General features: G+C 49.4%; 24 protein-coding genes. 5 read left to right on the top strand and 19 right to left on the bottom strand.

Annotated features, from left to right (window positions below; genetic code table 11):
* Positions 1 to 71 precede the first annotated feature (71 nt).
* The 7 genes from ASF12_RS23455 to ASF12_RS23425 all read right to left on the bottom strand — a co-directional run bounded on the left by ASF12_RS23455 (position 72) and on the right by ASF12_RS23425 (position 6,656).
* Complete coding sequence (locus ASF12_RS23455; RefSeq protein WP_056040071.1) at positions 72 to 479, bottom strand: VOC family protein; 408 nt, start codon at positions 477 to 479, stop codon at positions 72 to 74.
* 22 nt (positions 480 to 501) lie between these two features.
* Complete coding sequence (locus ASF12_RS23450; RefSeq protein WP_056040069.1) at positions 502 to 1,227, bottom strand: nucleoside phosphorylase; 726 nt, start codon at positions 1,225 to 1,227, stop codon at positions 502 to 504.
* 1 nt (position 1,228) lies between these two features.
* Positions 1,229 to 1,900 carry a sulfite oxidase-like oxidoreductase gene (locus ASF12_RS23445; RefSeq protein ID WP_056040067.1) on the bottom strand — a complete coding sequence of 224 codons (672 nt, stop codon included), beginning with the start codon at positions 1,898 to 1,900 and terminating at the stop codon, positions 1,229 to 1,231.
* Between the two features lie 44 nt (positions 1,901 to 1,944).
* Positions 1,945 to 2,868 (bottom strand): ABC transporter permease, encoded by a 924-nt coding sequence (locus ASF12_RS23440; protein ID WP_056040066.1) that lies wholly within the window; start codon positions 2,866 to 2,868, stop codon positions 1,945 to 1,947.
* Position 2,869: 1 nt separating this feature from the next.
* Positions 2,870 to 3,889, bottom strand: coding sequence for an ABC transporter permease (locus tag ASF12_RS23435; protein WP_155973407.1), 1,020 nt, complete (start codon positions 3,887 to 3,889; stop codon positions 2,870 to 2,872).
* A 37-nt stretch (positions 3,890 to 3,926) separates the two neighbouring features.
* Positions 3,927 to 5,414 carry an ABC transporter ATP-binding protein gene (locus tag ASF12_RS23430; RefSeq protein ID WP_056040062.1) on the bottom strand — a complete coding sequence of 496 codons (1,488 nt, stop codon included), beginning with the start codon at positions 5,412 to 5,414 and terminating at the stop codon, positions 3,927 to 3,929.
* A gap of 171 nt (positions 5,415 to 5,585) precedes the next feature.
* Entirely contained in the window at positions 5,586 to 6,656 is a 1,071-nt protein-coding gene (locus tag ASF12_RS23425) for a BMP family lipoprotein (RefSeq protein WP_056040061.1), read from the bottom strand.
* A gap of 238 nt (positions 6,657 to 6,894) precedes the next feature.
* Between ASF12_RS23425 and ASF12_RS23420 the strand changes: the two genes are divergently transcribed.
* Entirely contained in the window at positions 6,895 to 8,277 is a 1,383-nt protein-coding gene (locus tag ASF12_RS23420; RefSeq protein ID WP_056040060.1) for a hypothetical protein, read from the top strand.
* Positions 8,278 to 8,404: 127 nt separating this feature from the next.
* Here the strand turns inward: ASF12_RS23420 and ASF12_RS23415 are convergent, their stop codons facing one another.
* Positions 8,405 to 8,875 carry a MarR family winged helix-turn-helix transcriptional regulator gene (locus tag ASF12_RS23415; protein WP_056040058.1) on the bottom strand — a complete coding sequence of 157 codons (471 nt, stop codon included), beginning with the start codon at positions 8,873 to 8,875 and terminating at the stop codon, positions 8,405 to 8,407.
* A 226-nt stretch (positions 8,876 to 9,101) separates the two neighbouring features.
* Between ASF12_RS23415 and ilvD the strand changes: the two genes are divergently transcribed.
* Positions 9,102 to 10,787 (top strand): dihydroxy-acid dehydratase, encoded by a 1,686-nt coding sequence (gene ilvD / locus ASF12_RS23410; RefSeq protein ID WP_056040057.1) that lies wholly within the window; start codon positions 9,102 to 9,104, stop codon positions 10,785 to 10,787.
* A 164-nt stretch (positions 10,788 to 10,951) separates the two neighbouring features.
* On the opposite strand, the gene ASF12_RS23405 is transcribed toward ilvD, so the two are convergent.
* The 3 genes from ASF12_RS23405 to ASF12_RS23395 form a co-directional block, all read right to left on the bottom strand.
* A complete protein-coding gene (locus ASF12_RS23405; RefSeq protein ID WP_056040056.1) occupies positions 10,952 to 11,812 on the bottom strand; it encodes an anti-sigma factor domain-containing protein in 861 nt (286 codons plus the stop codon).
* Positions 11,809 to 12,447 (bottom strand): RNA polymerase sigma factor, encoded by a 639-nt coding sequence (locus ASF12_RS23400; RefSeq protein WP_235533257.1) that lies wholly within the window; start codon positions 12,445 to 12,447, stop codon positions 11,809 to 11,811. The genes ASF12_RS23405 and ASF12_RS23400 overlap by 4 nt, the downstream gene beginning before the upstream one ends.
* A 62-nt stretch (positions 12,448 to 12,509) precedes the next feature.
* The gene (locus ASF12_RS23395; RefSeq protein WP_056040158.1) at positions 12,510 to 13,907 is read right to left on the bottom strand and encodes a polysaccharide deacetylase family protein; all 1,398 of its coding nucleotides are present in this window, start codon (positions 13,905 to 13,907) and stop codon (positions 12,510 to 12,512) included.
* 166 nt (positions 13,908 to 14,073) lie between these two features.
* On the opposite strand from ASF12_RS23395, the gene ytvI reads away from it, so the two are divergent.
* Positions 14,074 to 15,219 (top strand): sporulation integral membrane protein YtvI, encoded by a 1,146-nt coding sequence (ytvI, locus tag ASF12_RS23390; protein ID WP_056040055.1) that lies wholly within the window; start codon positions 14,074 to 14,076, stop codon positions 15,217 to 15,219.
* Between the two features lie 7 nt (positions 15,220 to 15,226).
* On the opposite strand, the gene ASF12_RS23385 is transcribed toward ytvI, so the two are convergent.
* Complete coding sequence (locus ASF12_RS23385) at positions 15,227 to 17,059, bottom strand: peptidoglycan D,D-transpeptidase FtsI family protein (protein ID WP_056040053.1); 1,833 nt, start codon at positions 17,057 to 17,059, stop codon at positions 15,227 to 15,229.
* Between the two features lie 177 nt (positions 17,060 to 17,236).
* Between ASF12_RS23385 and ASF12_RS23380 the strand changes: the two genes are divergently transcribed.
* Entirely contained in the window at positions 17,237 to 18,193 is a 957-nt protein-coding gene (locus tag ASF12_RS23380) for a phosphodiester glycosidase family protein (RefSeq protein WP_056040051.1), read from the top strand.
* 5 nt (positions 18,194 to 18,198) lie between these two features.
* Positions 18,199 to 19,212 carry a GtrA family protein gene (locus ASF12_RS23375; protein ID WP_056040044.1) on the top strand — a complete coding sequence of 338 codons (1,014 nt, stop codon included), beginning with the start codon at positions 18,199 to 18,201 and terminating at the stop codon, positions 19,210 to 19,212.
* A gap of 322 nt (positions 19,213 to 19,534) precedes the next feature.
* Here the strand turns inward: ASF12_RS23375 and ASF12_RS23370 are convergent, their stop codons facing one another.
* From ASF12_RS23370 to ruvX, 7 genes are all read right to left on the bottom strand, one after another.
* Positions 19,535 to 21,586 carry a methyl-accepting chemotaxis protein gene (locus ASF12_RS23370; protein ID WP_200931662.1) on the bottom strand — a complete coding sequence of 684 codons (2,052 nt, stop codon included), beginning with the start codon at positions 21,584 to 21,586 and terminating at the stop codon, positions 19,535 to 19,537.
* 377 nt (positions 21,587 to 21,963) lie between these two features.
* Entirely contained in the window at positions 21,964 to 23,250 is a 1,287-nt protein-coding gene (locus ASF12_RS23365; protein WP_056040043.1) for a peptidase U32 family protein, read from the bottom strand.
* Positions 23,251 to 23,276: 26 nt separating this feature from the next.
* Positions 23,277 to 24,209, bottom strand: a complete 933-nt coding sequence (locus ASF12_RS23360; protein ID WP_056040040.1) for a peptidase U32 family protein — start codon at positions 24,207 to 24,209, stop codon at positions 23,277 to 23,279.
* Between the two features lie 14 nt (positions 24,210 to 24,223).
* On the bottom strand, positions 24,224 to 25,321 hold the full coding sequence (gene mltG, locus ASF12_RS23355) for an endolytic transglycosylase MltG (RefSeq protein WP_081418980.1): 1,098 nt from the start codon (positions 25,319 to 25,321) through the stop codon (positions 24,224 to 24,226).
* 89 nt (positions 25,322 to 25,410) lie between these two features.
* Positions 25,411 to 25,725: a DUF1292 domain-containing protein gene (locus tag ASF12_RS23350; protein WP_056040039.1), complete on the bottom strand. Its 315-nt coding sequence runs from the start codon at positions 25,723 to 25,725 to the stop codon at positions 25,411 to 25,413.
* On the bottom strand, positions 25,725 to 26,021 hold the full coding sequence (locus ASF12_RS23345; protein ID WP_046234390.1) for a DUF1292 domain-containing protein: 297 nt from the start codon (positions 26,019 to 26,021) through the stop codon (positions 25,725 to 25,727). The genes ASF12_RS23350 and ASF12_RS23345 overlap by 1 nt, the downstream gene beginning before the upstream one ends.
* Positions 26,022 to 26,075: 54 nt before the next feature.
* Positions 26,076 to 26,492: a Holliday junction resolvase RuvX gene (gene ruvX, locus ASF12_RS23340; RefSeq protein ID WP_056040037.1), complete on the bottom strand. Its 417-nt coding sequence runs from the start codon at positions 26,490 to 26,492 to the stop codon at positions 26,076 to 26,078.
* Positions 26,493 to 26,504 lie beyond the last annotated feature (12 nt).

Here is a 26,504-nt window from a genome sequence, read left to right as displayed (position 1 = left end):
ACGCAAAAAAGACCGCTCTCCCCTCATAAGGGAGCGCGGTCTTTCGTATGAACGCCTATTAAGAACGCCTATTAGCGGGCAGGCAAGTTCAACTGCCACGATACGCCATATTTATCCTCCAGCCAGCCGAACAACGTGCTGACCGGCGATGGCGACAATGGCATTAATACTTTGCCTTCCTCCGCCAGCTTCGCGAAAACCTCGTTGATTTCCGCCTCGCTGTCGCAATTTACGAATAAGGAAAGCGCGGGAGTAAAGGCATGGGGATGCGAATCGCTGAGCTGATTGTCAATGCACATCACCTGCTGGCCTTTTATCGAGAAAATAGCGTGCAGCACCTTAGGCTTAGCGCCAGGCTCGCTTTGCGGATAATACTTTGCGCTTACAATGTCAGCATCCTCGAACGTGGAAACATATAGCTTCATCGCCTCGTCAGCTTGTCCCGAAAACATCAAAAAGGCAAATACCTTCTGTTCCATTTCTCCTTCACTCCCTCTCCATTTATGCGCTTGCCAGTTTCACTGCTGCGTTCAAAGCAGCAGCGATTTCCCGTTCGATTGCTTCCGCTACAACGTTCGTATGCGGATCATATTCTTGGGCCAAATCTGCATCGGCATAGCCGTCCAAAGTTAGAATCGCCCCAGCGCGTGCCCCGCGCAGCGTGGCAATAATGTAGAGTGCGGCAATTTCCATCTCGACCGCAAGCGCGCCAGCCTGCTTGTACTGCTTATGCGGAATGTCCACCACACCTGTAAAGAAAGCATCCAGCGTGACGGTAATCCCTTTTTTCACGATGCCGCCTTCCGCCACAGCTGCCGCATAAAGGGCGCTGCTTACTTCATGATCGGCAACCGCTGGAAACCCATCCGGCACCAGCTGCCGCGTCAAGCCGTCTGCGCGAACCGCAGCCGTGCTGACAACTAGGCTGCCGGCCGGATAATCGGCCGAATAAGAGCCCGCTGTCCCGACGCGGATCAGCGTCGTAACACCGCCCTTGATCAGCTCCTCAAAGCATACCGCCGCTCCCGGCGAGCCTACACCATGGCTGACTACCGCAAGGCGCACTCCTTTGTAGGTTCCGACGAAGCTGCGGTATTCGCGGCTGAATGCCAGCTCGCGCTTTTCTTCCAAATGCCTTGCAATCGTCTCCGAGCGTTTCGGATCGCCGCAAACGATAGCAATAGCGGGCAAATCTTCTGTATTCACTTGTAAAATCGGCAGCAGCAAGCTAATCCCACTCCTTTTTATGCCATTCATCTTCAGGCAAGTCTATATCTTCTCCCGAGAAACGCTGCTCCTCGAACGGATCAGCGTAATTGTGGAAGCCGTTGCGCTCCCAGAAGCCTGGGCGGTCTTCCGTCATAAATTCAAAGCCGCGAATCCATTTCGCGCTTTTCCAGAAATACAAATGCGGCACCAAGAGGCGCAGCGGCCAGCCATGCTTCGGCGTCAGCTGCTCGCCATCATAGCTATGAGCGAGCAGCACATCCTCCCGCAATAAATCTTCAAGCGGCAAGTTCGTCTCATAATCCTGATCGGCATAAATCATCACATATTTGGCTTCCGGCAACACGCGAAGCAGCGGCAGCAAATCCTTGAATTTGACGCCTTTCCACTCCGTATCCAGCTTCGACCAGCGGGTCACGCAATGAATATCGTTTACTTGCGTCGTTTGCGGCATCGCCATCAGCTGCTCATAGGAAAACACCATTTCCTTCTCTACGGCACCGCTAATTGTCAGCGTCCATTCCGCCATATTATACTCAGGCACTTCATTCTCATGCAAAATCGGAAAACGATCCGTCAGCGCTTGTCCAGGCGGAACCCGGTGGGCGATTTCTGCGGCCACTTCAATATGCCGAACCGGCGCTTTTTTCAAACGTTCAGCTTTACTGATCATGCTCACTTAAACCTCCTTCAATTATGCGGCTTGCAGCAAGGAACCTAGCGCGAGCTTTCGTTCGCCTTGCGCGCTTCCGCCAAATAGCTTTTATCCTTGAAGAAAAACATTGCTATTATCGTTACCACATATGGCAGCATCATCGTAAAATGGACCGGCAGCGCATAGCCCTGCAGCCGGGTGCTGAGCGCATCCATAAAGCCAAACAACAAGCTTGCTCCCGCAACGCCAAGCGGATTAGACTGACCGAGCATCGTCGCAACTAACGCGATAAAGCCGCGGCCAGCCGTCATGCCTTCGGTAAACATCGTAACTTGACCAAGCGACAGCTGCGCTCCGGCAAGCCCGCATAAAACGCCGCACATCAGCACAGCTCCATATTGGATATGCGTCACCTTGATGCCGAGGCTTCTTGCGGCAACCGGATTTTGTCCCGCGGCAAGCAAGCGGAAGCCGGATACGGTTTTAAATAAATAATACTGCAAACAAGCGACGAGAACGATCGATAAATAGACGAGCGGCGAATGGCCGGATACGACATCCCCGACCCAAGGAATATCCTTGATCAGCGGAATATCCCACTTGGGCAGGCCGACCATGCTTTTATCGTAATAAGCGCCTTTGACATCAAAAATCGCCCGCAAGGAAAACGTCGTCAGCCCCAGCGCGAGAAAGTTAAGCGAAATCCCGACGACAATGACGTTCGCCTTCAAATGAATGGCCATATAAGCAAGCAATAAGGAGAACACGAGCACGCAGACGATAGCGAACAATACTGCAAGCCACACGTTGCCCGTCAAATGGTTGCCGACAATCGCCGAGAAGGCGCCAATAAGAATGAGCCCTTCCAAACCGACGTTAAACAGGCCGACCCGCGCGCATAACGCACCGCCGAGCGCTGCAAGCAAAATCGGCGTAATCATGCGGAGTGTCGAAGCGAACAGGGAAACATCAAACAGCTGATCCACCTTAAGCCCCCGCCTTCTTCTTTTTCTTAAAGAACGAATAAGTAAACTTTGCGGAAATAAACAAAATAAGTACGGCCTGAATAATGCTTGATACTTCCAGCGGCACATCGGTATTGCGCTCGACGCCCATGCCGCCAGTTTGCAGCGCAGCCAGCAATATGGCAGCGAGCGCCGTGCCTAGCGGATTCGATCCGGCTAGCAGCGTCGCCATAATACCTGACCAGGCATACCCCGGAGAGGTAAGTGCGCCATCCAAATAACGGTATTGCGTGCCCAGCACCTCTCCGGCTCCGGCAAGACCAGCAAAACCGCCGCTGACGAACATGCTGTACAGCATCAGCCTTCCGCGATTAACGCCGCCATAGCTTGCGAATAACGGATTTCCGCCCATCATGCGAATTTCATAGCCTTTAACCATATAGCGCATAAACCAGGCAAGCGCTATAGCCCCAATGAGCGCAAACAAAAACCCTGCATGCAGGCTCATCCCTTGAAACAGCTTTGGCAGCCACACGCTTTTATCTACCATAACCGTCTGCGCCATTGCTGCGGAGCCGGATCTGTCCATCAATGGGTAGGAAACGACATAGCCGGCAAATAAGGACGCTATATAATTGAGCAATAAGGTCGTAATCAATAAGTTCATGCGAAACCGGGCATCCAGCCATCCGGCAAAAGCGGACCATAGCCCGCCAGCAATGACGCCGGCCAGCAGCGCTGCGACAAGCTTAAGCCAAGCTGGCCCCGGCAAATAAATCGCGGTCACTGCGGCGCTTAGCGCGCCGAGTACCATTTGTCCTTCGGAGCCCATATTGAAAAAGCCTGCGCGGAAGGCGAGCGCCACTCCAAGCCCTATCAACATAATAGGTGTAGCGCGGCTTAATGTATTGGTGAAAAAATAAAAACTGCCGAAAGCGCCCTTCCACATCTCGGCATATGTCTCGGTTATAGAACCGCCAACAATCGCGATAGCGATGGCGCCCGCTCCGAGACCGACAACGATGGCGAGAAGCGGCTGCATTAACGCCCCCAGTATTCCTTTAAGCTTGTCCACCCGTTTATCCTCCCGCCATTAACAGACTAATTTCTTCTTCCGTAGCCGTTAAGCCCGGCAATTCGCCGACGATTCGGCCTTCATTCATAACGAGCACGCGGTCGGACAGCTTTAGTATTTCCGTCAGCTCAGATGACACGAGCAAAATCGCCCCGCCAGCAGCCCGCCGCTTCAACAGCTCGCCATGAATAATTTCCATCGCGCCGATATCGACGCCACGGGTAGGCTCCGCCGCAATTAAAAATGGTGTTTCCTGGGCAAGCTCGCGAGCCACAATCAGCTTCTGCAAATTGCCTCCCGATAAATACTGCGCCTTCGTATGAATCGAGCCTGTCTTGATGCCAAAACGCTCGACCCAGCCGCTTACGAGCTGGCGAATCGCCGCGCCGCGCAATACGCCTCCGCGCTGATAGCGGCTGGCGTGGCCCATAAGGCCATTTTCCAGCACCGTCGCATCCTTCGCCACGCCCCATTGATAGCGGTCCTCTGGTATATGAGCAAGCCCTTGCTCACGAATACTGCGTACAGACTCGCCCGTAACATCTTTGCCCCGCAGCAGAGTTTTGCCAGAATCGACAGGGGCAAGTCCTGAAATCGCCTGCAGCAGCTCCGATTGCCCATTGCCAGAAATACCGGCGATGCCCACAATTTCTCCAGCGTGAACGCTGAGGCTCACTTGATCAAGCTTCGGCTTCCCATGCTCGTCTTTTATCGTTAGCTGCACCGCTTCCAGCACCTTCTCGCCACTAGCCGGGGCTTCCTTCTGCAAATCCAGCAGCTCGCGGCCAACCATCATCCGGGACAGCTCTTCAATGCTCGTATCCGCAACATTGACCGTACCGCTAAGCTTGCCGTCACGCAGCACCGTAATGCGGTCAGCTACATCCATAATTTCCTGCAGCTTATGGCTGATCAGAATGAAGCTTTTGCCTTGTGCCGCCAGCCGCTTGATCGCAACCAGCAGCTCCTTGACCTCAAGAGGAGTCAGCACTGCCGTCGGCTCATCCAAAATAATGATTTCTGCTCCCTGATGCAGCACCTTCAATATTTCTACACGCTGCTGCAAGCCTAGCGAGCAATCCTCTACCTTTTTCCACGGATCAACCGGCATGCCATAAGAAGCGCCCAATTGCTCTGTTATCAGTGCCGCTTGCTTGCGGTCAAAGCGTGCTGCCTTGGCAGGCTCGCGGCCAATGACGATATTTTCAGAAATAGTGAACGTCGGAAAGAGCATAAAATGCTGATGCACCATTCCGATTTTACTGCTAATGGCATCCGATGGACTATGAAACGCCACCTGCTTGCCATCTACAACGATGCTGCCAGAAGTCGGCGTCTCCATGCCGTACAAAATACGCATCAATGTCGTTTTTCCAGCGCCATTTTCTCCGACTAGCGCATGAATTTCCCCTTTACGCAGCGAAAAATCCACTTCGCTATTGGCCTTTAGCGCTCCGTAGGATTTTGTAATCTTATTCATTTGCAGCAGCATGCGGGCAGCTCTCCTCTCACAATAAACCAAGGTGAAACGGCCGAAAGCCGTCTTTTGACGGCGCGCGGCGTTTCAGTCCGAGAAATATAGAGAAAGTATGGCGAAATCATATACTTTCCTATATTTCAAAAACAAGCAAACCGGCTGCCCGCTGGCAGCCGGTGCATCTTCTTATTTCGCCGCTGGAAGCTCTACGACGATTTTGCCTGAAATAATATCATCGGCAATGGCTTTCACTTTTGTAATCGTGTCTTCGCCAACAAATGGGCTTAGCGCTGATTTGCTGTCTTGTGTTACGAATGTAAGACCTACACCTTTTTCCTTCAAGCCGTAGTCAGTCGCTGTAAAGTCGAATTGGTCGTTTGCGAATGCTTTTACCGTTTCATAAGCTACTGCATCTGTACCTTTCAATTGGGAAAGGACGATATGCTCAGGATCAAGCTCCGTACGGTCGATATCTTGACCGGAAGCGTACAGGCCTTTTTCCTTCGCTGCTTCAAATACGCCAAGATCGCCAACAGCCGACATGCCCGCTACGAAATCTGCGCCTTGGGAATATTGCAGCAGCGCAAGCTCCTTGCCTTTTGCCGAATCGTTGAAATTACCTACATAGTTAACCAAGAATTTTGCATCTGGGTTTGTGCTGTTAAGTCCTTGCTCAAAACCATATGTGTATTTCTTAAGCAGTGGTGTATCCATTGCCACTACTGCGCCAACTACATTCGTTTTAGTGGAGAGGCCAGCAGCTGCGCCTAGCAAGTAAGCAGCTTCCTGCTCACGGAATACGACGCTGCGTACGTTCGGCTGATCCACGACTGTATCGATAATCGCGAATGGCTTGTCCGGATTTTCTGGAGCTACTTTATTAAGGGCATCCTCCGCTTGGAAAGTTGCTGTAATAATCAGATCGTAATTGTCAGCTACCGCTGCGCGCAGGTTTTGCTCGAATGCTGCAGGGTCTGTCGACTCAATCGTTTTCACTTCTACATTAAATTCTTCACCGGCTCTTTTGAAGCCTTCATCCATTGATGCGAAAAACGGGTTAACGCCGATTTGCTCAGGAAGCACGAGCGCTACGCGTTTTTGCTTTGCATTTTCAGGAGAAGCTGTTGCTGTTCCAGCATTTGTAGCCGTGCCCGTATTCGTACCGGTGCTGCTGTTGTTTGTTCCATTCGAGCCGCAAGCCGCCAGTAAAACGACAACCATCAATATTGAAAATGTTAACGCCAGTGTCTTTTTCATCTGTGTACGTTTCTCTCCCTTAAAATAACTAGTATTTTTCTCTTTATCCTAGTAAGCTTATCGGATTTTGTCAATAGCGAATTTTCGACAAAACTCTTGTTTATTCTACATGATTTTCATGAAAGTTAGTTATAAAAATACGATGTTGACACAAAATTGTAACAATGCTAGTATAATCGTACTATTCCGAGTCATTTAATATGATTTGGAAAATATTATCCAATACCGGAGGGAATTTATGAGTACAAAATATCCTGCACTAACCAGATCCTTATTGTCCGCTTCTCTGGCCCTATCCATTGCTTTATCATCCGCTGTTCCTATTTATGCAGCTGCTTCTACTACAACAGCAACAAGCACAGCAACTACTGCTGCTTCATCAGAAGCCAAGCTGTTCCTTAAAGAAAAGTTTGGCATAGCTTTCACCACCAGCACGATTACAAAAGGACAGTTCATTAAAGCGGTAGCTGATGCGCTTAAGCTGGAGCAGCCGGAAGAGCTTCCTGCCTTCACCGATTTGGCTGAGACCAGCCCTTATTATGCTGCAGCAGCTGCCCTACATAAACAAGGCATTCTTACTTCAACAACCGTAAACGCTGAGCAAAAATTGACAGCAGCTTCCGCTTTGTATATCGCGGTTAAAGCAGCGGGATTGCAGGAGCTTGCCCATACATACCCGCAAGCGAAAATAACAGCTGGTCTGAAGAAGCTGAACATTCCGGCTTCCTCACTAGGAACAGCAGCATCGCAGGAGCTTGCCGCAGCCGTAGATACGGGCTTGCTGCCAGCCTCCCAGTACAATGCGATCAAAGGCAAAGGGCTGACGCCGCAGCTTGCCGAAACGCTAATCGTGCAAATTCTTTCCTTTAAAGGGGAATACAAGCACTTCATCGGAAACATCAACGATAGCACGATTTACGCCCAATTGAATGATGCTTTCAAAACGTCCAATATTATTCAAGCACCAGAGCTGCAAACGATTGTAGATACGGCGCTCAAAAATAATTTGGTAACGGGCTACAACTTGAAGGATGCGCGTTTTGACGCCAACTTCACGCCATCGCTATCCCTTACTTATGGACACAGCGACCTCAAGCATGTCATCCAGCTTATCGGTCTGCTGCGCAGCGAAGGCATTGACGCCAAAGTTCAGCTTGAGCCAAAAACATCCGCCTACGTCTTCATGAAGGAATGGGGCGAGCCGCCAACAAAGGACACTGAAAACTATAAAGTGGTTCAAATCGAGAATGGCAATTATATTACGTATGCGAAGGAATTCGATATCGCCTTTGAATTCAACAATGCAGCGGATAAAGCCCGCTTCCAGCCTATTATTTTGCAATATGCGAAAAAAGACAAAGCCGATCAGCCGGGCCTGATTTATGGCTCATGGTTCCAGCCTCTTTACTATTCTTCAACCAAGCTTGATGAATACGAGGTCATTACGAACAATAAAATTACGGGCACCGGCTATTATTATGCCCAGTCCTTCTCGCTGAATGATCAGTCGAAAAATATCGTAGAGGGCTTCCGCAAGCTCGATCCAGCTGTCAACATTAAATCCTATACGTTCTGGGTAGACAAGCCATTCCATAACTACTTGAATGGCGAAGGTCTATAAGCATAAGGCCAATCTTCTAGTGATAAAAAGGGATTCCTTCGTGAAAACGAAGCGAATCCCTTTTTTTGATGTGAACGCTGTTGAAAATGATCTGCAAGCAGGCGACAGCCCAGCCTTTCTGCGGGTTTTAAGCGTCGCTGCTGTCCTCGCGCTTGCGCTCCAAATTTTCACTCATTCTCGTGAACATGCTCACCGTAATGTCCATATCCTCCAGCGAAAACCCTTCATACAGCCTGAGCATGAGATCTTCGCGGACGCGCATAATGCCATCAACCAACTGCCGTCCTTCATCCGTTATGGTGAGCAGCACAATACGGCGGTCCTCTTCGCTGCGTTCACGGTCAATATAGCCAAAATTAATTAAACGATCGGCGATACCCGTGACCGCACCGCTCGTAATTTGCAGCAATTCCGCCATAACTGACGCTTTCTGCGGCCCATGCTCGGACAAAAGCAAAACCATCTTTGCATCCGTCATGCCCAGCCCTTTCACATTAAAACGATTCCACTCCGCATGGATTAGCCGTCTGAGCTGGCGAAAAGCCTCATCCATCTCGCGCATTTTTTTTATTCTTGTTTCCGAATTTTCCTGTTTCATCTATATCCCTCACGATACTGGATTTCTTCACGGCCTAATGAAAAATTTTTTTCTAGCCATATGAAAACCACGATAATTATACTTTTCCTACTACTATAGCTTGTTTTTCCTTGATAGCCAAGCCAGAAGCCGTTTAAAGCATATAAGTCCATCAACATTACTAGCCAATGCTTGTCCTCTGTGTTAAACTCAAAGGTATCGACTTTTCATACAGGAGGGAATTTTAATGGCACCTAAGAAGATGCGTTCAGACATGATAAAAAAAGGATTTGACCGTGCACCCCACCGCAGTTTGCTGCGTGCAGCGGGAGTAGCGGAGGAAGATTTCGACAAGCCCTTTATTGCTGTTTGTAATTCCTATATTGATATTGTACCTGGTCACGTTCATTTGCAGGAATTCGGCAAGCTGGTTAAACAAGCGATTCGCGATGCTGGCGGCGTTCCTTTTGAATTCAACACGATTGGCGTTGATGATGGAATCGCTATGGGACACATCGGCATGCGCTACTCGCTGGCGAGCCGCGAAATTATTGCCGACTCCGTAGAAACCGTTGTAAATGCGCACTGGTTCGACGGCATGGTCTGCATTCCAAACTGCGACAAAATTACACCGGGCATGATGATGGGCGCGCTTCGCGTCAACATCCCGACGCTGTTCGTCAGCGGCGGACCGATGAAAGCAGGTAAAACATCCGACGGCCGCTCGATCTCGCTCTCCAGCGTTTTTGAAGGCGTTGGCGCTTACCAAGCAGGCATCATCGATGATAAGGGCTTGCTGGAGCTTGAACAGTTCGGCTGTCCGACTTGCGGCTCATGCTCAGGCATGTTCACAGCCAACTCGATGAACTGTCTTGCTGAAGGCCTTGGCCTCGCGCTTCCAGGCAACGGCACGATTCTTGCCGTAGCACCTGAGCGCAGGGAATTTGTTAAGCAATCGGCTACTCAACTGATGAAGCTGATTGAGCTTGGCATCAAGCCTCGCGATATCGTAACGAAAGATACGATCGATAATGCTTTTGCCCTTGATATGGCAATGGGCGGTTCCACAAATACCGTTCTTCATACGCTGGCACTTGCACATGAAGCAGGCATTGACTACCCAATCGAGCGCATCAATGAAATCGCAGAGCGTGTGCCGCATTTGGCTAAAATCGCTCCGGCTTCCGATTACCACATCGAAGATGTGCATCTTGCTGGCGGCGTTAGTGCTGTACTAAATGAAATGTTCAAAAAAGAAGGCACTCTGCATGGCGATTGCATCACTGTAACGGGCAAGACGCTGCGCGAAAACGTAGAGGGCTGTGAAATTCAAAATACCGACGTTATTCGAACCATTGATAATCCGCATAGTGAGCGTGGCGGACTTGCTGTATTGTTCGGCAACCTTGCTCCAGGCGGCGCAATCATCAAAGTCGGCGCGATCGACAAATCGGTTAACGGCTATCATAAAGGTCCTGCTATTTGCTTTGATTCCCAGGATGAAGCTCTTGCTGGCATCGCTAACGGCAAAGTTAAAGAAGGACATGTTGTCATCATTCGTTATGAAGGACCTAAAGGCGGCCCTGGCATGCCAGAAATGCTCGCTCCTACTTCGCAAATCGCTGGCATGGGCCTTGGCGCTAAAGTCGGTCTCGTAACCGATGGCCGCTTCTCCGGCGCATCCCGCGGCATCAGTATCGGCCACGTTTCACCGGAAGCGGCTGAAGGCGGACCAATCGCTTTCGTACAAGACGGCGATATCGTTGAGCTGGATATGAACAACCGTGGCATGAACGTATTGATCAGCGACGAGGAGTTCGAGAAACGCCGTGCTGCATGGCCGGGCTTCGAACCAAAAATCAAACGCGGTTATCTCGCGCGTTATTCCCACCTCGTTACAAACGCCAGCCGTGGCGGCGTAATGAAAATGTAGTTAAAAGCAAGCAGCGCTTCGGCGCTGCTTTTCTTTTTCCCCTTATATAAATGAATAACGAAAAAGCACGCTTATCCGCATTAACTGCGAACGAGCATGCTTTTTTTGTATGGTCACGCCGATTTGCCGCTTAAAATGAGCTACTCTAGCTGGCCAGCTTGCAATTAGGAGCTCGACGTCTCGCTTTGGCTCAAAACTCCTGCAAGCACCATCGAGCCTCTAGGCTCTACCCCGTTCGCATCCGGCTCCTGCGTAATAGCAATTTGATCATATTCATCCGGATTAAAGGTAAAATAAAGCGCCCCTACCCCTTCATTCGGCAGAAACGTTCCCGCATTAACCGGCTTGCCATCTTTAAGCAGCCAAACCTGGAATGCTTCATCGCCTTGAAGCTTAGGCAGCTGCTCGACCTGAATGATCAAATGCATCCCTTTGCTGTCGACGCTAATCGTCGCCCGCCCCTCGGCTACAATGCCTGCTTCCGCCGGCTTAAGCGAAACGACACCGTTCACCTGTGAAGCAGCAGCTGGACTTTCCGCCGCCGCAATCTGCTGCTGCAGCTGCTCCAGTTGGCTCGATAAATCAGCCGTTTCATTTCTTAGGTGGTTAACCTGCTGCAATAAAAAGCCCGAAAGAATAACAAACGAAGCCGCGACACCGGTCATAACACGAACAATCCAACGTTTTCGCAATTGTGCCTGTGTTTCCGCTGTATGCTGCTGCGTTTGACCGAGCGACGGTTCATTCTCCGCGACGACTGCCGTTGCCCGCGAAGGGGTAGGGTCTGTCGCTGGCTCAGATTGCAGCACAGCAGCCAGAATACGCTGCTTCATACCGGCTGGGGGTTCTACCGAATCAACTGCAAGGGGCAGACGAGTGATTATAGGCTGCAACTCTTCCAACGTCCTCCTGCATTGCTGGCAATGCGACAAATGATGTTCAAATTGCTGTGCTGCTTTTGCATCGAGGCCACCAATTGCATACATCTCCACGTCATCACAAAGTGAATCATTAGGTTTAATCATTGCCGCACTCCCTCCTTCCATGTATGTTCAAACCGTTTGCGAAGCTGGCGTAGCGCCAGCCTGACTCTGCTTTTAACGGTACCAAGCGGAATTTGATGCTTGTCCGCTACCTCTTGCTGCGTATAGCCCATATAATAGATCCATTCAACAACCTGTTTCTGGTCATCATTCAGCTGTCCAATGGCTTCTTTCATTTTTTCCCCTAGCATGCGGTCCTCAACGACCTGTTCCGTTATAAGCGGATCGACGGTTCGCTCCAGGATCATCTCTCCCTGAACCTGCTGTGGGCGTCTTTCTTGCTTTCTAATCCAATCGATTGCAAGGTTGCGCGCGATTGCAAAAATCCAGGTGCTGATCTTTCCGGATGCCTCCTCGGCTTCAACCCGTGAAGCCGCATTCCATATCCGCACAAACAGCTCTTGCACCACTTCCTCCGACGCCATAGCATCCTTCAACATGCGATAAACGAATGAATAGACGGGACGTTCATAACGATCGTACAACTGCTCAAGCGCGGATGCATCTTGCCTTGCAATCTGTTGAATTAAATATTCATCAGATGTCGGTTCCCCCCATGCTGGGATAGCCTCCTCTATAATTAAGTGGTCGTTACTATACCTACCAACGCAGTCCACCAAACGCACCTTTTTCTCTATTTGAAAACTCCGGCTGCCTGTAAACAGACGCCGGAGCTCAATTATATGGCAGAGGTGCTGCCATCCACAGAAACAGAATCCACTGCTGCAGTTTGCGTCTTATGCAAGTTCGCCTCTTGCCCGGAGCTGACGCGCAGCAGTGCTGCATGCATATTTTGATAAGCTTGCATTTTGCTCATTGGCATGAGCAGCAAACAAGGATCAAGCGCTTTTCTGCGCTGTTTGCTTTTCTTATTTCGTTGTTTCTTCGTCAACACGCGCATGAGCAGCCGCAAATAAATTCGGGTCGTGCGAGCAAATAGACCGTTAGGCAAAGGGAACACCTCAAAGCCAAACCGATCGGCTCCCTGATGAATCATCGTAATGCCATACAGCGCCTTCGCCTCCACTGCCGCTGGATCATGCGCTAATTGGCTGGCAAGCATAGGCAATGCAGCTTCGACTTCTCGCAGCATCCGAATTCCAGCGGCAAGTGGCGTTGCCGCTTCTGCGGCAATGCCAGACAGCTTGCGGTTGTCAAAATGCAGCTCCACAACGCGGTCTCCCTTGTTTAAACGCTGGCCATCTGCAAGCTCAATCGGTTGACCGCTGTAAGCAATCGTACGATAATAGAACGCCGGTGGTGAATCCTCCCCTACCTGCTTAAGCTGAAACAGGAAATGGAATACTCGCTCATACTGCAGCCACAGCGTTATAAGTGATTTTTTCCACCAAGACAGCTGGCGCTCCTTCGCCCGTTCTGTCAGCTTAATCATTTCTTCAATCGCAACAAAACGAAAACCTTGCTTGCGGCCTTCCTGCAAATAAGCTTCAAGGGCGACCAGCATATGAGCAGGAGCCTCGTGATGGGCTCCAGGCGTTTGCCCGCAATCATGGAGCAGCAGCACTTCGCCAGGGCGGAGCTTCTTTAGCATTTTTCGCTTAAGCCGCTCAGCGCCCAGCCTCTTGTTCCAATCGCCGAACATCGACGACCATAATACAATTTGCAAATGTCCAATGCCAGCAAAATCAAACACATTGATAATGCCCCAAGGAGGCCGATAATAATTGGAACGGCTCCCCGTTGCCTCTCGTATTATTTCGCATGTACGCTCGATCTGACGCTTGACGGACCTTGGCCGCATAAACCAATTTGTTCGATGAACATAATTGTGTATGCCAAGCGTATGACCTTCCTCATGTATTTTGCGTAACAGCTCCGGGTGCGCTTCGCCATGTGCGCCAACGATGAAAAAAGTCGCTTTCGCATCATAGCGAGCCAGCAACTCGAGCAGCTTTGGCGTATAGACAGCATCCGGGCCATCGTCAAAGGTAAGGGCAATTTCCTTCTTTACCAGGCCTTTCTTAAAAACCCGAAATCCGAAAGTACGACTGATAAAAGCAGGGAGGAAAGCGTAGAACGAGAAAAAATAAAGAGTCCAGACAACCAAGTTCTCCATATATGTTTCCCCACCGTTATTAAAATTTTTGCTGCATGGAATCGGCGATAATCCAACAACGATAACTTTAATTGTATCATAAGGCATCAAAAAATAGGCAGCAAAATTAAAATTATAGTACAATCAAAGCGAGATATACGAAATTGGAAAAGAGAGGTTTTCAGTTATGCTACCGTTTTATAAAAAATATTGGCGAACCGCATTCGACATTGCACTAATCGCACTAACGGTTTATTTAATTATGCTTGCCTTTAGTCATTTTTATCGATTGGCTACACCTATCATTTTCTCCTTTGTTATTTTTATGTGCATTGAGCCGCTGGCACGCAGGCTGAACAAGATCGGCATTAAGAAATCCATCGCTTCAGGCATATCGATTTTATTGTTTTCCATTCTTATTCTTTCCGCCTTCTCCGGGCTCGGTTACATTATTTCGAAGCAGGGCTCCGAGTTTCTGGACAAGCTGCCGGAATATGAGACCATTCTCAAGGAACAGGTGGAGCTTCGCACTTCACAGGTGCAAAATAAAATTCAGGCCCTCCCGCCTGAGCTCGTCACGCAAATTACGGAATACATCCAGGGTGCTGCCGAATATGTGCCGAATTTGGTCAAAACGCTGTTTGCCGGAACCGTTGGCTACGTCTCCTCATTTTCCAGCTTTATGTTTAACTTTCTGGTCGGTATTATATTAGCTTATTTCCTTAGTATTGAAATTAATGACTGGAAAAAAACAGCGGCGGATAAAACGCCAAAAACGTTTAAGAAAGCCTTTTTCTTTTTGCGTGAAAATGTATTGAAAGGCATTACCGGCTATCTGAAGGCACAAACCAAGATGATTACGATTACGTTTTTCGTCATCTTCATCGCCCTGCTGCTGCTCGGTGTCAAAAATGCCCTTGTCGTCGCCGTCATCTCCGCTATTTTTGATGTGCTGCCGCTGCTTGGCGTAGGTACAATCTTCATTCCTTGGGTTATTTATTTGTTTATTGTGGGGCACACCTCGCTTGCGGTATGGCTGTCCGTATTGTATCTCGTCGTCGTACTGGCGAGACAGCTGTTGGAGCCAAAAATTACCGGAGATACGCTCGGCGTATCTGCATTTACGATGCTGGCGTTTATGATTATTTCGCTCAAGCTGTTCGGCATTGCTGGTGTCATCTTATCGCCCGTGCTCATTATTTTGCTCAAAACCTTATATGACCAAGGCTTCTTCCATCGCTGGATCAGAGCGCCGCAAGGCGAATTCGACAACCAGGTGCCGCCTCCAGATGCTGGAGGCCCAGGCAGCCCGCCAGTTCCTCCAAGCGTTTAAATTCGCTTTACCGCTTCGCTATAATATCCATGACGCCGCGAAACAGCTTCGTCGCCTGATTGCTTGTACCAGGACTTCGGTTCTCAGCAAGCACGGCGACGGCGTATCGCGGCGTATTTGTCGGTCCGTAGCCGATGAACCACTGGTGGACGCGCTCCTTCCCGCTGAGCAGCGTCTGTGCCGTACCGGACTTCCCGGCAACGGGCCATAGACCGTCGCGAATAGAGCGGCCCGTTCCACGCTCAGTGACCGCCTTCATCCCTTCCAGCAGCATGCCTGCGGTTCTCGGATGTATCGGCGTCCCTGCCTGCTTGGCCTGCAGGGGCTTCAGCTCCACCATCAGCTGCCCGTTCGCATAACGGATTTCACTCACGATTCGCGGCTCCAGCCGCTGACCGCCATGCAAAATCGTCACGACCAAATTCGCCGCCTGCAGCGGCGTCATCCTGACATCCCGTTGGCCGATACCGCTTTGAGCCATAATGCCCCCGTCTACGTCAAGGGTAGGCTTGTCCTGCAATTGCTGCCAAATGCTCGCAGCAAATAACTGTCCGCCTTCCTCCTCGCCAAGCAGCCGCAAACGCCCGGCAAACGGGCCAAATGCTGATTCGGCATGCCAGCCAGCCGGTGCACCAATGCCAAGCGCCGCCGCGGTCTGATACAGCTCATAGCCGCTCAGCCGCTCAGCAAGCGTTGCAAACACGATGTTGCAGGACTGGGCTAATCCTTCCTCAAGCGTCAAGCTTCCGTGGCCGTCTTGCTTCCAGCACGTTAAACCATATTTTCCATACTTCCCGCTGCATGTGAACACTTCTTTTTCGTCGACAACACCAGCCTCAAGCGCCGCCGCTTCCGTTACGAGCTTAAAAATCGAACCCGGAGCAACCGCTTGGAGCGCATGATTCGACCAATCGGTTGCCTCATTGCGATCCAGCTGCTGCGGGTTCATCTGCGGCCGAGATACCATGCTGACGATATCTGCATTTTGCGCATCCAGCACGACGATCGCTCCTGCTTTCAAGCCATTTGCATCCGCATAAAGCTCAAGCTGCTGCTGGAGCTTTAAATCCAGCGTCGTCTTTACCTTCAGTGGATAATATTCGCTATCCGGCTGAAAAACCCGCAGACCCAGCCCCTGCAGCGGATGGTGCTTTCCATCGAGAAAAAAAGATACCGACGTGGGTCCGTTGCCTCTGAGCAGCGTATCCAGCGATTTTTCAAGTCCAGCCCCACCGATTTCATCTGTCAGCTTGCGCTTGCCTGACGCCAGATCCGCCCCATAGGCCTGCTCCAGCCATTCCGGGTGCTGGCTTATAAAGCCAATAGCTTGTCTGGCATTAAACTGCGGCAAATACCGATTGTGATAAGGGAGCACCTTGGCTCCATTAATATGGAGCTGCGAAAGTCCAGCCAGTTGGCTCGCGGACAAGCTCAAAGGCGCTTTCTGTCCGTCCTCCCGCCAAAAATCGGCACCCTTCAGCGTATCCCATTTTTCCACTAATTGTTCGTAGGACACATGTAATAGCTTCGCCAGTTTGCGCAGCTCTGCCGCATCTCCCCGTGCCTTGCTCTCCACTGGAAACAGCGCCAATACAGAATAGCTTTCCCCTGTAATGGCGCTTCCATAACGATCAATAAAATCGCCGCGTCCTGAATCGAGCACCAAATTTCGCTGCCGCTGAATGGCTGCCTTATGCTTCCAGTCGGTATGCTTGCCAATTGTCTGTACAGCGGGCTGCGCCAAGCTTGGCACCAATTGCAGCGTCGCCAGCCGGATCAAATAACCTGCCATTATAACCGTTAAAAATATTGCTACAATTGCTGCACGTCGCCTGACCATTACCGCAGCCCCCTTTTCCTTTCAGTATGGCCTTAATGCCAACGCATAATCAGCATCTCCCATTCCTTAAGCCCTTCTGCCCCTGCTCCAGCTGCCAAAAAAATAGTTCAGTTTCATTTAAGGTAGCCCAAGTATGATAGCCATCAAGAACTTACAAGAAGAGGTGATGCTTCTATTATGAAGACGCACAAGAAGGCAACCAAAAAGAAGAAACGGATATGGCTGATTGCAACGATCGTAACGCTCTTAGGCCTTGGCTCATTGACATATGGTCTCGCAGACCGTTATTTGATCAAGCACGTTGAAGTCGTCGTAACAGACAATACAGCCGCATCCACCAGCTCAAACGAAACGGCCGCAACTACTGATGTTCAAGCCACTTCAGATGACTGGAATTACACCAGTGACGATATCCAAATCAAAATCAACCAAGTGCAGACCGGCTCTGGCTCAGACCTGATTACGTATTATGTCGCAGATGTCACCGTTAAAGCTGCCAGCAGTCTGCGCTCCGCATTCGCCGATAACAGCTTTGGAACGAATATTGTGGAGGATACATCGGTCATCGCTTCCAGCAATCATGCTATTTTTGCAATCAACGGCGATTATTATGGCTTCCGTGACGACGGAGTTATTATTCGCAACGGCACCGTATATCGCGATGAACCGGTGCGGGATGCGCTGGCACTGCTGGATGACGGAACGATCCAAACCTATGACGAAACAGAAACTTCTTCCTCTGACCTGCTTGCAGAAGGTGTCATCAATACGCTGTCATTCGGGCCGATCCTGATTCAAGATGGCAAAATCACTAGTGATTTCAGCAATGTTAAAATCGATACCAATTTTGGCAACCGCTCCATTCAAAATGCGAATCCAAGAACTGCGATCGGCATGATTGCCCCGAACCATTATGTGTTTGTCGTGGTAGACGGGCGGAAGGAAGGATACAGCCGCGGAATGACACTGACCGAGCTTGCTGACGTCATGGCGGGTCTTGGAGCTACAGAAGCGTACAACTTAGATGGCGGCGGTTCATCGACGATGTATTTTATGGGCAGAGTTGTCAATAATCCGCTTGGCAAAAACCAGGAGCGTGGCGTCAGCGACATCCTTTACATTGGAGAGGAGTAATCATTATGACTATATTAATTCCGTCCTACGAGCCTGATCATAGGCTGCTTGATTTGATCCAGCAGCTGCATGCGTTCCAGCTTGAGCCCATCGTCATTGTCGATGACGGGAGCGGGCCCAGCTACCGCGAAATTTTCGAAGCGGCTGAAGCGTCCGGCTGTACCGTTATAACCCACGAGGTCAACCTCGGGAAAGGACGCGCCTTGAAAACAGGGTTCGGCTATATCCAAGAAGCCGGTTTGCCGGGCCATGTCGTCTGTGCGGATAGTGATGGGCAGCATTTGCCCCATGACATTAAGCGGATTTTCGAAAAGCTGCTCAGCCAGACAACGCCAGGCATTGTGCTGGGCAGCCGTCGTTTCAGTGGAACCATTCCACTGCGCAGCCGCTTTGGCAACTCGGTCACTCGGTCAGTCTTCTCCCTCACTACGGGCACTAAAATTTATGATACGCAAACCGGCTTGCGCGGCTTTTCACTTGCAATGCTGGACTGGCTATGCCAGATTCCCGGCGAACGGTTTGAATATGAAATGAACATGCTGCTGACCGCCCATCGGGATGGATATAAAATTACCGAGGAATTTATCGACACCGTATATTTGGATCATAATAAATCCTCCCATTTTCGTCCGCTGATCGACTCTTTCCGCATTTATTTGCCGATTATAATGTTCAGCACGTCATCCCTGCTGTCGGCGCTGCTAGACTTCACGCTATTATTTCTTATTCAAAGTATTAGCCACAATCTATTCTTATCTGTCGTTGCAGCAAGATTATGCAGCTCCATCTTCAACTATACAATGAACCGAAAGTACGTGTTCACGGGCGGCAAAGTATCCAAGCTTCATCAGTCGCTGCCTAAATATTTTTCGCTGGTCATCCTTGTGCTGCTCTTAAATTATGGCTTGCTATATTTTTATAATGAAACGCTGATTATTCCCCTTGTTATCGCCAAACTGCTGACCGAGGCCTCTATTTTCCTTTTCAGTTATTGGGCCCAGCGCAAATATGTGTATTAGGGTGAAAACGGGCTTCCCTGCATGAAAAGCTTGGCTTCCGATCGCCATTACTCCTCGCATTTCTTCAAATAAGCCTCTATATGTAGAAATGCAAGGGCAAAAACGTACGCTGACGCTTCTCCAGCACAACCTTTTCATTCCGTTTCGCTTTTTTACCATGGTTCAAGGTGAAACGGCTGCCGCCGTCCTTTGACAGTGCGGCGCGTTTCATTCCGAGAAATATAAGCTTATTTATACGTGTGAAACTTATAAATTCTTATATTTTAAAAAAAGCCGTTTGAACGGGAAAGCACCCCGTTCAAACGGCTTAATATACAGCTTGCTATTCGATTTTGAATTTCGCGAGCGAATCTTTCAGCTCGCGCGATACGCTGCCCAGCTCTTCCGACAAGCTGACGAGACCGTCACTAATGCTAAGCTGCTCGCTGCTGAGGGAAGCTACCTCTTCCGATGTCGCCGAAGACTGCTCTGCTACTGCGCTGACATTCGTCATCGCCTCGGACAATACCTCCTGCGACTTGTCCAGCTCCCCGATGGAGTCCGTTACTGAATCCAGCTTGTGTACAAACTGCACCATCTGTTCCTGTACACCTACGAAAATATCTGTCGCTTGCTTCACAGAAACGATTTGCTCCTGGAATAAAGGATAGGCATCCGACAATACGCTAACCGTATTGTCAATTTCCTCTTGGATTTTTTCCGTGATTTGTCCTACGACATCAATCGATTGACGGGATTGATCAGCCAGCTTGCGGATTTCATCAGCTACAACCATAAAGCCTTTGCCCGCTGCACCTGCCCGCGCCGCTTCAATCGCCGCATTCAAGGACAAAATATTTGTTTGCTTCGTCAAATTGTTCAATACATCCAAAATTTTAACGATAGAGCCTGTGCTGTCTTTAAGGCTGTCTACCTTCTCCACCATAGAGCGGGTCATTTGCTCGGTCTGTCCAGTCTTATGGCTCAGCTCGCCCATGTAGGCCGCTCCGCGCTCACTCGCCTTCTCTACCTCACCAGCTGCACGCACAATTTCCGCATTCGCCTGCTTCACCGTTTCCATCTGCGTCGAAATATTGCCGCTCAAATCGCTGCCGCGCTCTGCCTCAACAGCAAGGCTTGAAGCGCCATTTGCGATTTCTTCGGTTGCGACTGATATTTCCCGTGAAGAGATCGCGGTCTTCCGTGATACATCCGTCAGCTCGCCTGCCGTATGCAGCACAGTATCCGCAGATTGCGTAGCCTGCTTCGCCAAATTGGTAATTTGCGTCATCATATCGTTGAAGCTGTCACTCAGCTCGCCGATTTCATCGGAACGTTTGCGAATAGCAGAACGAACCGTCAAATTGCCCCGCTGCCCCTCGTTCATCAAATTGCGCAAGTTCGTTAGTGGCTGTGCAATCGTTTTAATTACGAGGAAGCCAATCGCAATCGCAAGGAATACAGCTACAATTGCAGTAATAATGGTCATATTGCGAATGACTTTTGCATCCTCTACCAACGTATCTACCGGAATGAGGCCCAGCAGCTTCCAATCAACGGAATCAAATGTTTTATAGACTGTCAGCATGGATTCGCCATCGCTAGTATTCAGTTTTTTCGAGCCTTCTATTGCAGCGTCGCCTTCCGTTGGAAGAGCTACTGGAGCCGGCTGACCAATGAGTTCATTATTAGGAGCCGCAATATAGTTATTTTGACCATCTACAATTGAAAGCTCGCTGCCAGGTCCCAAGGATACTTCTTTGAATCTTTCCTGAATACTTGCCAAATTAATTTCAATCAGCAGCATATAGGAAACTTCATTAAGCGTGCTATCCTTCAAAAGACGGCTGATGCCAACCGTTGGCGCTCCGTTCGCACCGCCAAAGCCTTTCGGCTGAGTCGCAATCCATAGCGCCTTGCCGTTCGATTCCTGCACCTTGCCGAACCATTCTTCCTTCTTCATCGCATCGGAAGCAACAGAAGATGCATTTCCTGCTGTTACGACTGGCAGCTTGTCATCCAACGGCAGCAAATAGAGTGCCTTAATGCTAGCATTTCCAAGCACGTAATCCTGCATTTTGTTCGACAGCTCTCGGCTTGCTTCAAACCGGGTATAATCGTCCTCGCCATCACGCATTTTACCAATCAACGTATGTAAGTCTTTGTTAATCAAAATTTGCATCGTCATTTCTTCATAGTTGTCCAAAATAATGTTCAAGTTCGTCGTTACCTGGCTGACGGTCTGAAAGCTAGCCCCGGAAACTTTGCGCTCGACAATCGTTTTCGTTTGGGAATATGCAATTAGTCCTACTGCCAGAACGCAGGCTACGATGCTGGCAAATATAATTAAAAACAGCTTCGTACCTACCGATTTATTAACCTGGTTCAGCTTCATTTCCTTGGACAGCGATAAAAGCTGCTTGGATGAGCTTTTCCCGTATTTGCCTGTCTTAGAGATGATTTTTTTCATAATCGGTTTAGAGCCGCTCCAAAATCCAGAAAGGGCTTTCATAGATTTTCCTGATTCTGCTTTTTCCCTCGTAATTTTCTTCGACTGAGTTTTGTCCTCATTTTTTTTCAATGATGACACCGCCTTTTTTATTTGTTACGGACTAGGTCTCTAGAAGCGTTCAATATGTTGTCAATGAATCCTTGTGCTCTCTTTTCTTATGTAGCCCCTAATTCTATATATCGGTTTTCATCTCACAAATAATTAATAAATAATAAAAAAAACACTATTTTCAAAAATCGAAAACAGTGTCCTGGTCCTAGTTATTTTTTTATCATTAGTTTACGCAGCATATCCATCGGTTCAACAGGTGCCAGCGTCTTGATGTGGATGCGCTGAAGCGGGTGTCTTGCGGCATCCAGCTCCTGCCCCTTGTCATCGGTCATCTGCGTAATCGTCTGTTTGAAGAAGCGTCCGCCGGGTCCTACAAACTCAACTTCCTGTCCCAGTTTGAAGTGATTCCGCTGCTCTACAACCGCAACTCCAGTCTCTTCGTTGTATTCCAGAACAACCCCTGCAAAATCATAAGGAGCTGGCTTATCTTCCGGCTCATAAATATGATCCTCTGCACCCGGTGTATCGAGAAAAAATCCTGTGTTAAGCGGACGATTCGCCGCTTTGAAAATTTCATCCAGCCATTCCTGCTTCAGCACGAAATTTTCCGGGTCCTCAAAATAGGAGTCAATCGCTTGACGATACACATTCACAACCGTAGCAACATAGTGAATGCTCTTCATGCGACCTTCAATCTTGAAGCTGTCTACGCCAACATCAATCAGCTCCGGCAAATATTCTATCATGCACAGGTCTTTAGAACCCATTGTGAATTGATCTTCGCCTTCGGAATACATTGGCACATCATCAACGAACAAATCGTATTTCCAGCGGCATGACTGCGAGCAGCCCCCACGGTTGGAGTCCCGATCGGTAAAGTGATTGCTCAGTACACATCGGCCGGAAAAGGAAGAACACATCGCGCCATGAATAAAAGCTTCAATTTCGATATCGACATGCTTTTTAATTTCTGCGATTTCTTCAAAGCTCGTTTCTCTGGCAAGAACGACGCGCGGCAGTCCTTCTTCCTTCCAAAACTGTACCGCCTGCCAGTTGAGCGTGGATTGCTGAGTGCTCAGATGCGCTTCCAGCTTAGGGGCTACTCGCGCAGCCGTCTCAATAATAATCGGATCAGCTACAATGATCGCTGAAATGCCGACTTCCTCCAGATTGCGCAAATATTGTTCAAGCCCGCCGATATCCTCATTATGCGCGTAAATATTCGTAGCAACGAACACCTTTGCGCCATAGCGATTGGCAAACTCAACGCCTTCCCGCATTTCCTCAAAGCTGAAATTACCTGCGTTGGAACGAAGGCCGTATTTTTGTCCGCCAATGTATACAGCGTCAGCGCCATAATGAATGGCGAATTTCAGCTTTTCCAAATTGCCTGCCGGGGCAAGCAGCTCAGGACGATCGAGCCTATGGCGCTTCCCCTGATAGCGGGTTTTCACCGGGCTCGTTGCCCCTGAATATGTTGTTTCTGCGACTGTCATAGCAGCTGCACCTCCTGCTCAATTCCTCAATACACCTGTTCTTTATAAAAGAAACCAAAGCTCAGCTCACGCTGCGGATCTTGCGCTTCTTTAATCGGATCCAGCCACTCATCCTCAAAACGGTAGCCTTCCGGATCAGCCATATAAGCATCAATAACGTCGCGATATGCCCGAACTACGATTTCGTTATATTCCACCGACTTGAGCAGCCCTTCAATCTTCAAGCTCTCCACGCCGATTTCCATCAGCTCATGCAAGTTTTCCAGCATGCAAATATCATCCGAGCTCAAAATATGCGTGCCATTGGCATCCTCATATATAGGGAAACGCTCGTCTTTACGCTCGGCTTCCATCACGTAAAGCCCCTGCTCCTTGCTGGCGCTGCCAAGCTTGCCGGAGTCATCCTGATGATCCAAATAGCTGTTCACGAGCGAGCGCTTGGAATGATAAATATTCGTCAAGCCATGAACCTGCACCTCGATTGGCATTGTCGAGTTTTCTTTGATTTCAATAACCTGCTCCATATTCAGCTCACGGGCTAGCACAAACCGCGTAGCGCCGCGCTTTCTCCAATATTCAGCAGTCGCATAGTTCGTTGACGTCATCTCGGCATTCCAATGCAGCGGCATGTTAGGAGCAGCAGTCCGCGCAGCCATCAATACAGCGGGGTCACCGAACATAATGCCGTTTACTCCGGCTTCGGCCAGTGCCTGCAAATAGCCAGGCAACGATTCAACGACATGATTGTGAATCAAATTATTGACAGATACATAAATGTTAACTCCATGAGGCGCCGCCAGCTTCACCGCTTGCTTGATCATTTCCAGATCAAATTGTCCAGCAAGGCGCATGCCGTAACGTGCTTCTCCAATCAGGAAAGCATCAGCTCCGGCAGCAATCAGACGCTCCAGCTCCTCTAAGGATGAAGCTGTCGTTAATAATTCAGGCTTTACCGCCATGTTCCTTACACTCCTTACTTAGACTGCGCAGTCTTGTTGCTGTTGGCAATATTATTGTTATGCTCGCTAAAGGTTTTAGCAAACAGATGCTGTCCGGTTCCATCTTTCTTGGTTACATAGAAAAAATATTCCGTTTCCTGCGGATAAAGCGCCGCTTTAATCGAGCTAAGGCTTGGGGCCGCAATCGGTCCCGGCGGGAGCCCATCTACCAAATAGGTGTTATAAGGGCTGTCAACTTTGAGATCCTTATTATATAAGCGTTCCTTCGGCTTATCGAGTGCGTATTGCACCGTTGCATCTATTTGAAGCTTCATTGGCTTGTTCAGGCGATTATAAATAACGCTCGCAACGATTGGACGCTCCTCGTCAACGACCACCTCGCGCTCGACCAGAGATGCAATCGTAAGCAGCTGATGAATCGTCAGCTTGCGTTTCTCCAGCTGAATCGTCCAATCATTCGGAAGCTGGTCAAGCTTGACATCAAGCTCGGAAATCATACGGTTCAATATTTCCTGCTCCGTGCTGCCCTTCTTCATTTCGTACGTTTCTGGAAACAAATAACCTTCCAGCCGGTGGTGCAGCTTGGCGTCAGCTGAAATTTCATTGACCGCCTCCGCATTCGTCCACGTTTGCTGCTTATCGGCCAGCTCCAAAAATTTATCCTTGTCGATCAGCTTCTCTTCCGCCAGCTTATCGGCAATTTGCAGCACCGTAAGCCCCTCTGGAATCGTAAACCGGATCGTCTCCTGCTTGACGGTGCTGCCGCTGTTCAGCATAGCGATGACATCTGCCTTATCCATGCCGGGATTCATCGAATAGGTGCCTGCTTGGAATTTGCCGCCTTCTTTCTCCAGCTTCAAATAATACTTAAAGATTAGGGCATTTTTAATAATCCCTTCCTCCTGAAGCACATCGGAAATTTGGCTCGCTGAGGCGTTGTTCGGAATGACAATCTGCTTGGCCTCTGCCGTCTTAGTTGGCTCTAATTGAAGCCACAAATAAATAAATGCGCCGCCCACCACTGTAGTGATAACGCCTAAAATGCTTAAAAATACGTAAAAAGCGATACGAACCTTGCTAGGCCTAGATGACTGCCTCTTTGCGTTGTCCAACCTGCTTTCCTCCTAATTCCCCAATACGTCGAGAAAAAGAGCGGTGTGCACCGCTCCTTTTCTCGATGTATACGTATAATAAAGCTTGCTTAAGGTCGCTCATCGCCAGCGAATAACAAATCGTCATAAGCTTCAGACGCCAGTTCCCATTCTTCATCATCCTCAATCGTTTCCAGCTCCGGCTCTTGGCCAGCTTCGCCAATGACGCGGAAAAGCTCCACTTCATCCTCGCCCTTCATCGCTTCCGACTGAAGCGCTGCATAAACGTAGGAGCCGAGCTTAAACTCGGCCTTGATGACGAAGGTTTCCATAACGCCGCCGCCCGCGAGCAGCTCGATTTGAGGACCGAAGGCTTCCCGCAGCCGCTCAAGCGGCTGCGGGATCAGTACCTCGCCTTGATCCATTAATTTTCTTCCTCCAATTCGCCGAGAAGCGTATTAAACGTCTCCTCCACGATGTTCCATTCTTCTTCATCTTCAATCGTGTACAGCTTAAGATCGTCGCCATCTTCCTCATAGCGGAAGGCGTAGACCTCATCTTCCTCTTCGCTCTCACCAACGAGCGGAACGACCATCATATATTTCTGATCAGAGCCATCCACTTCAAACTTCATGATGACTTCGAATTCTTCTTCATTGCCGTCTTCATCCGGAATATAAATAATTTCCGGCTCTTCGAACTGCATATCATCCTTTGTCATCTTAACCCTCACCTTTTCGTTTTGTGCATTGCGCCAAAATAGCTTTCGCTCCTGTTAACGCAAGCCCTTAGAATCGAGATAATTTTGTAAAATGAGCGTTGCCGCCATTTTGTCCACTACCAGCTTTCGCTTCTTACGGCTGACATCCGCTTCTATGAGAGTACGCTCTGCGGCTACAGTAGTCAACCGTTCGTCCCAAAGGTGAACAGGCAAGTGTAGTTTCTGTCGAAGCTGCTCTGCGAATTCAATACTAATTTCGCCTCGCGGACCGATGGTGTTATTCATGTTTTTCGGTAGTCCCAAGACGATTTCACTAACCTCATACTGCTGCGCCAATTCGGCAAGCCGATCCAATTCGCCATTGTCACGGCGCTTCTTCACGACCTCGAGCCCTTGCGCAGTCCAGCCAAAAGGATCGCTTACCGCAACACCAATGTTGCGATCGCCGTAATCGAGTCCCATTGTTCTCATTGCTTGTCCGGC

It is taken from the genome of Paenibacillus sp. Leaf72 (genome assembly GCF_001422685.1).
In the GTDB taxonomy this organism is placed as follows: Bacteria; Bacillota; Bacilli; order Paenibacillales; family Paenibacillaceae; genus Pristimantibacillus.
Note: the sequence above shows the minus strand (reverse complement) of the source record. Positions and strands in the feature narration are given on the sequence as shown.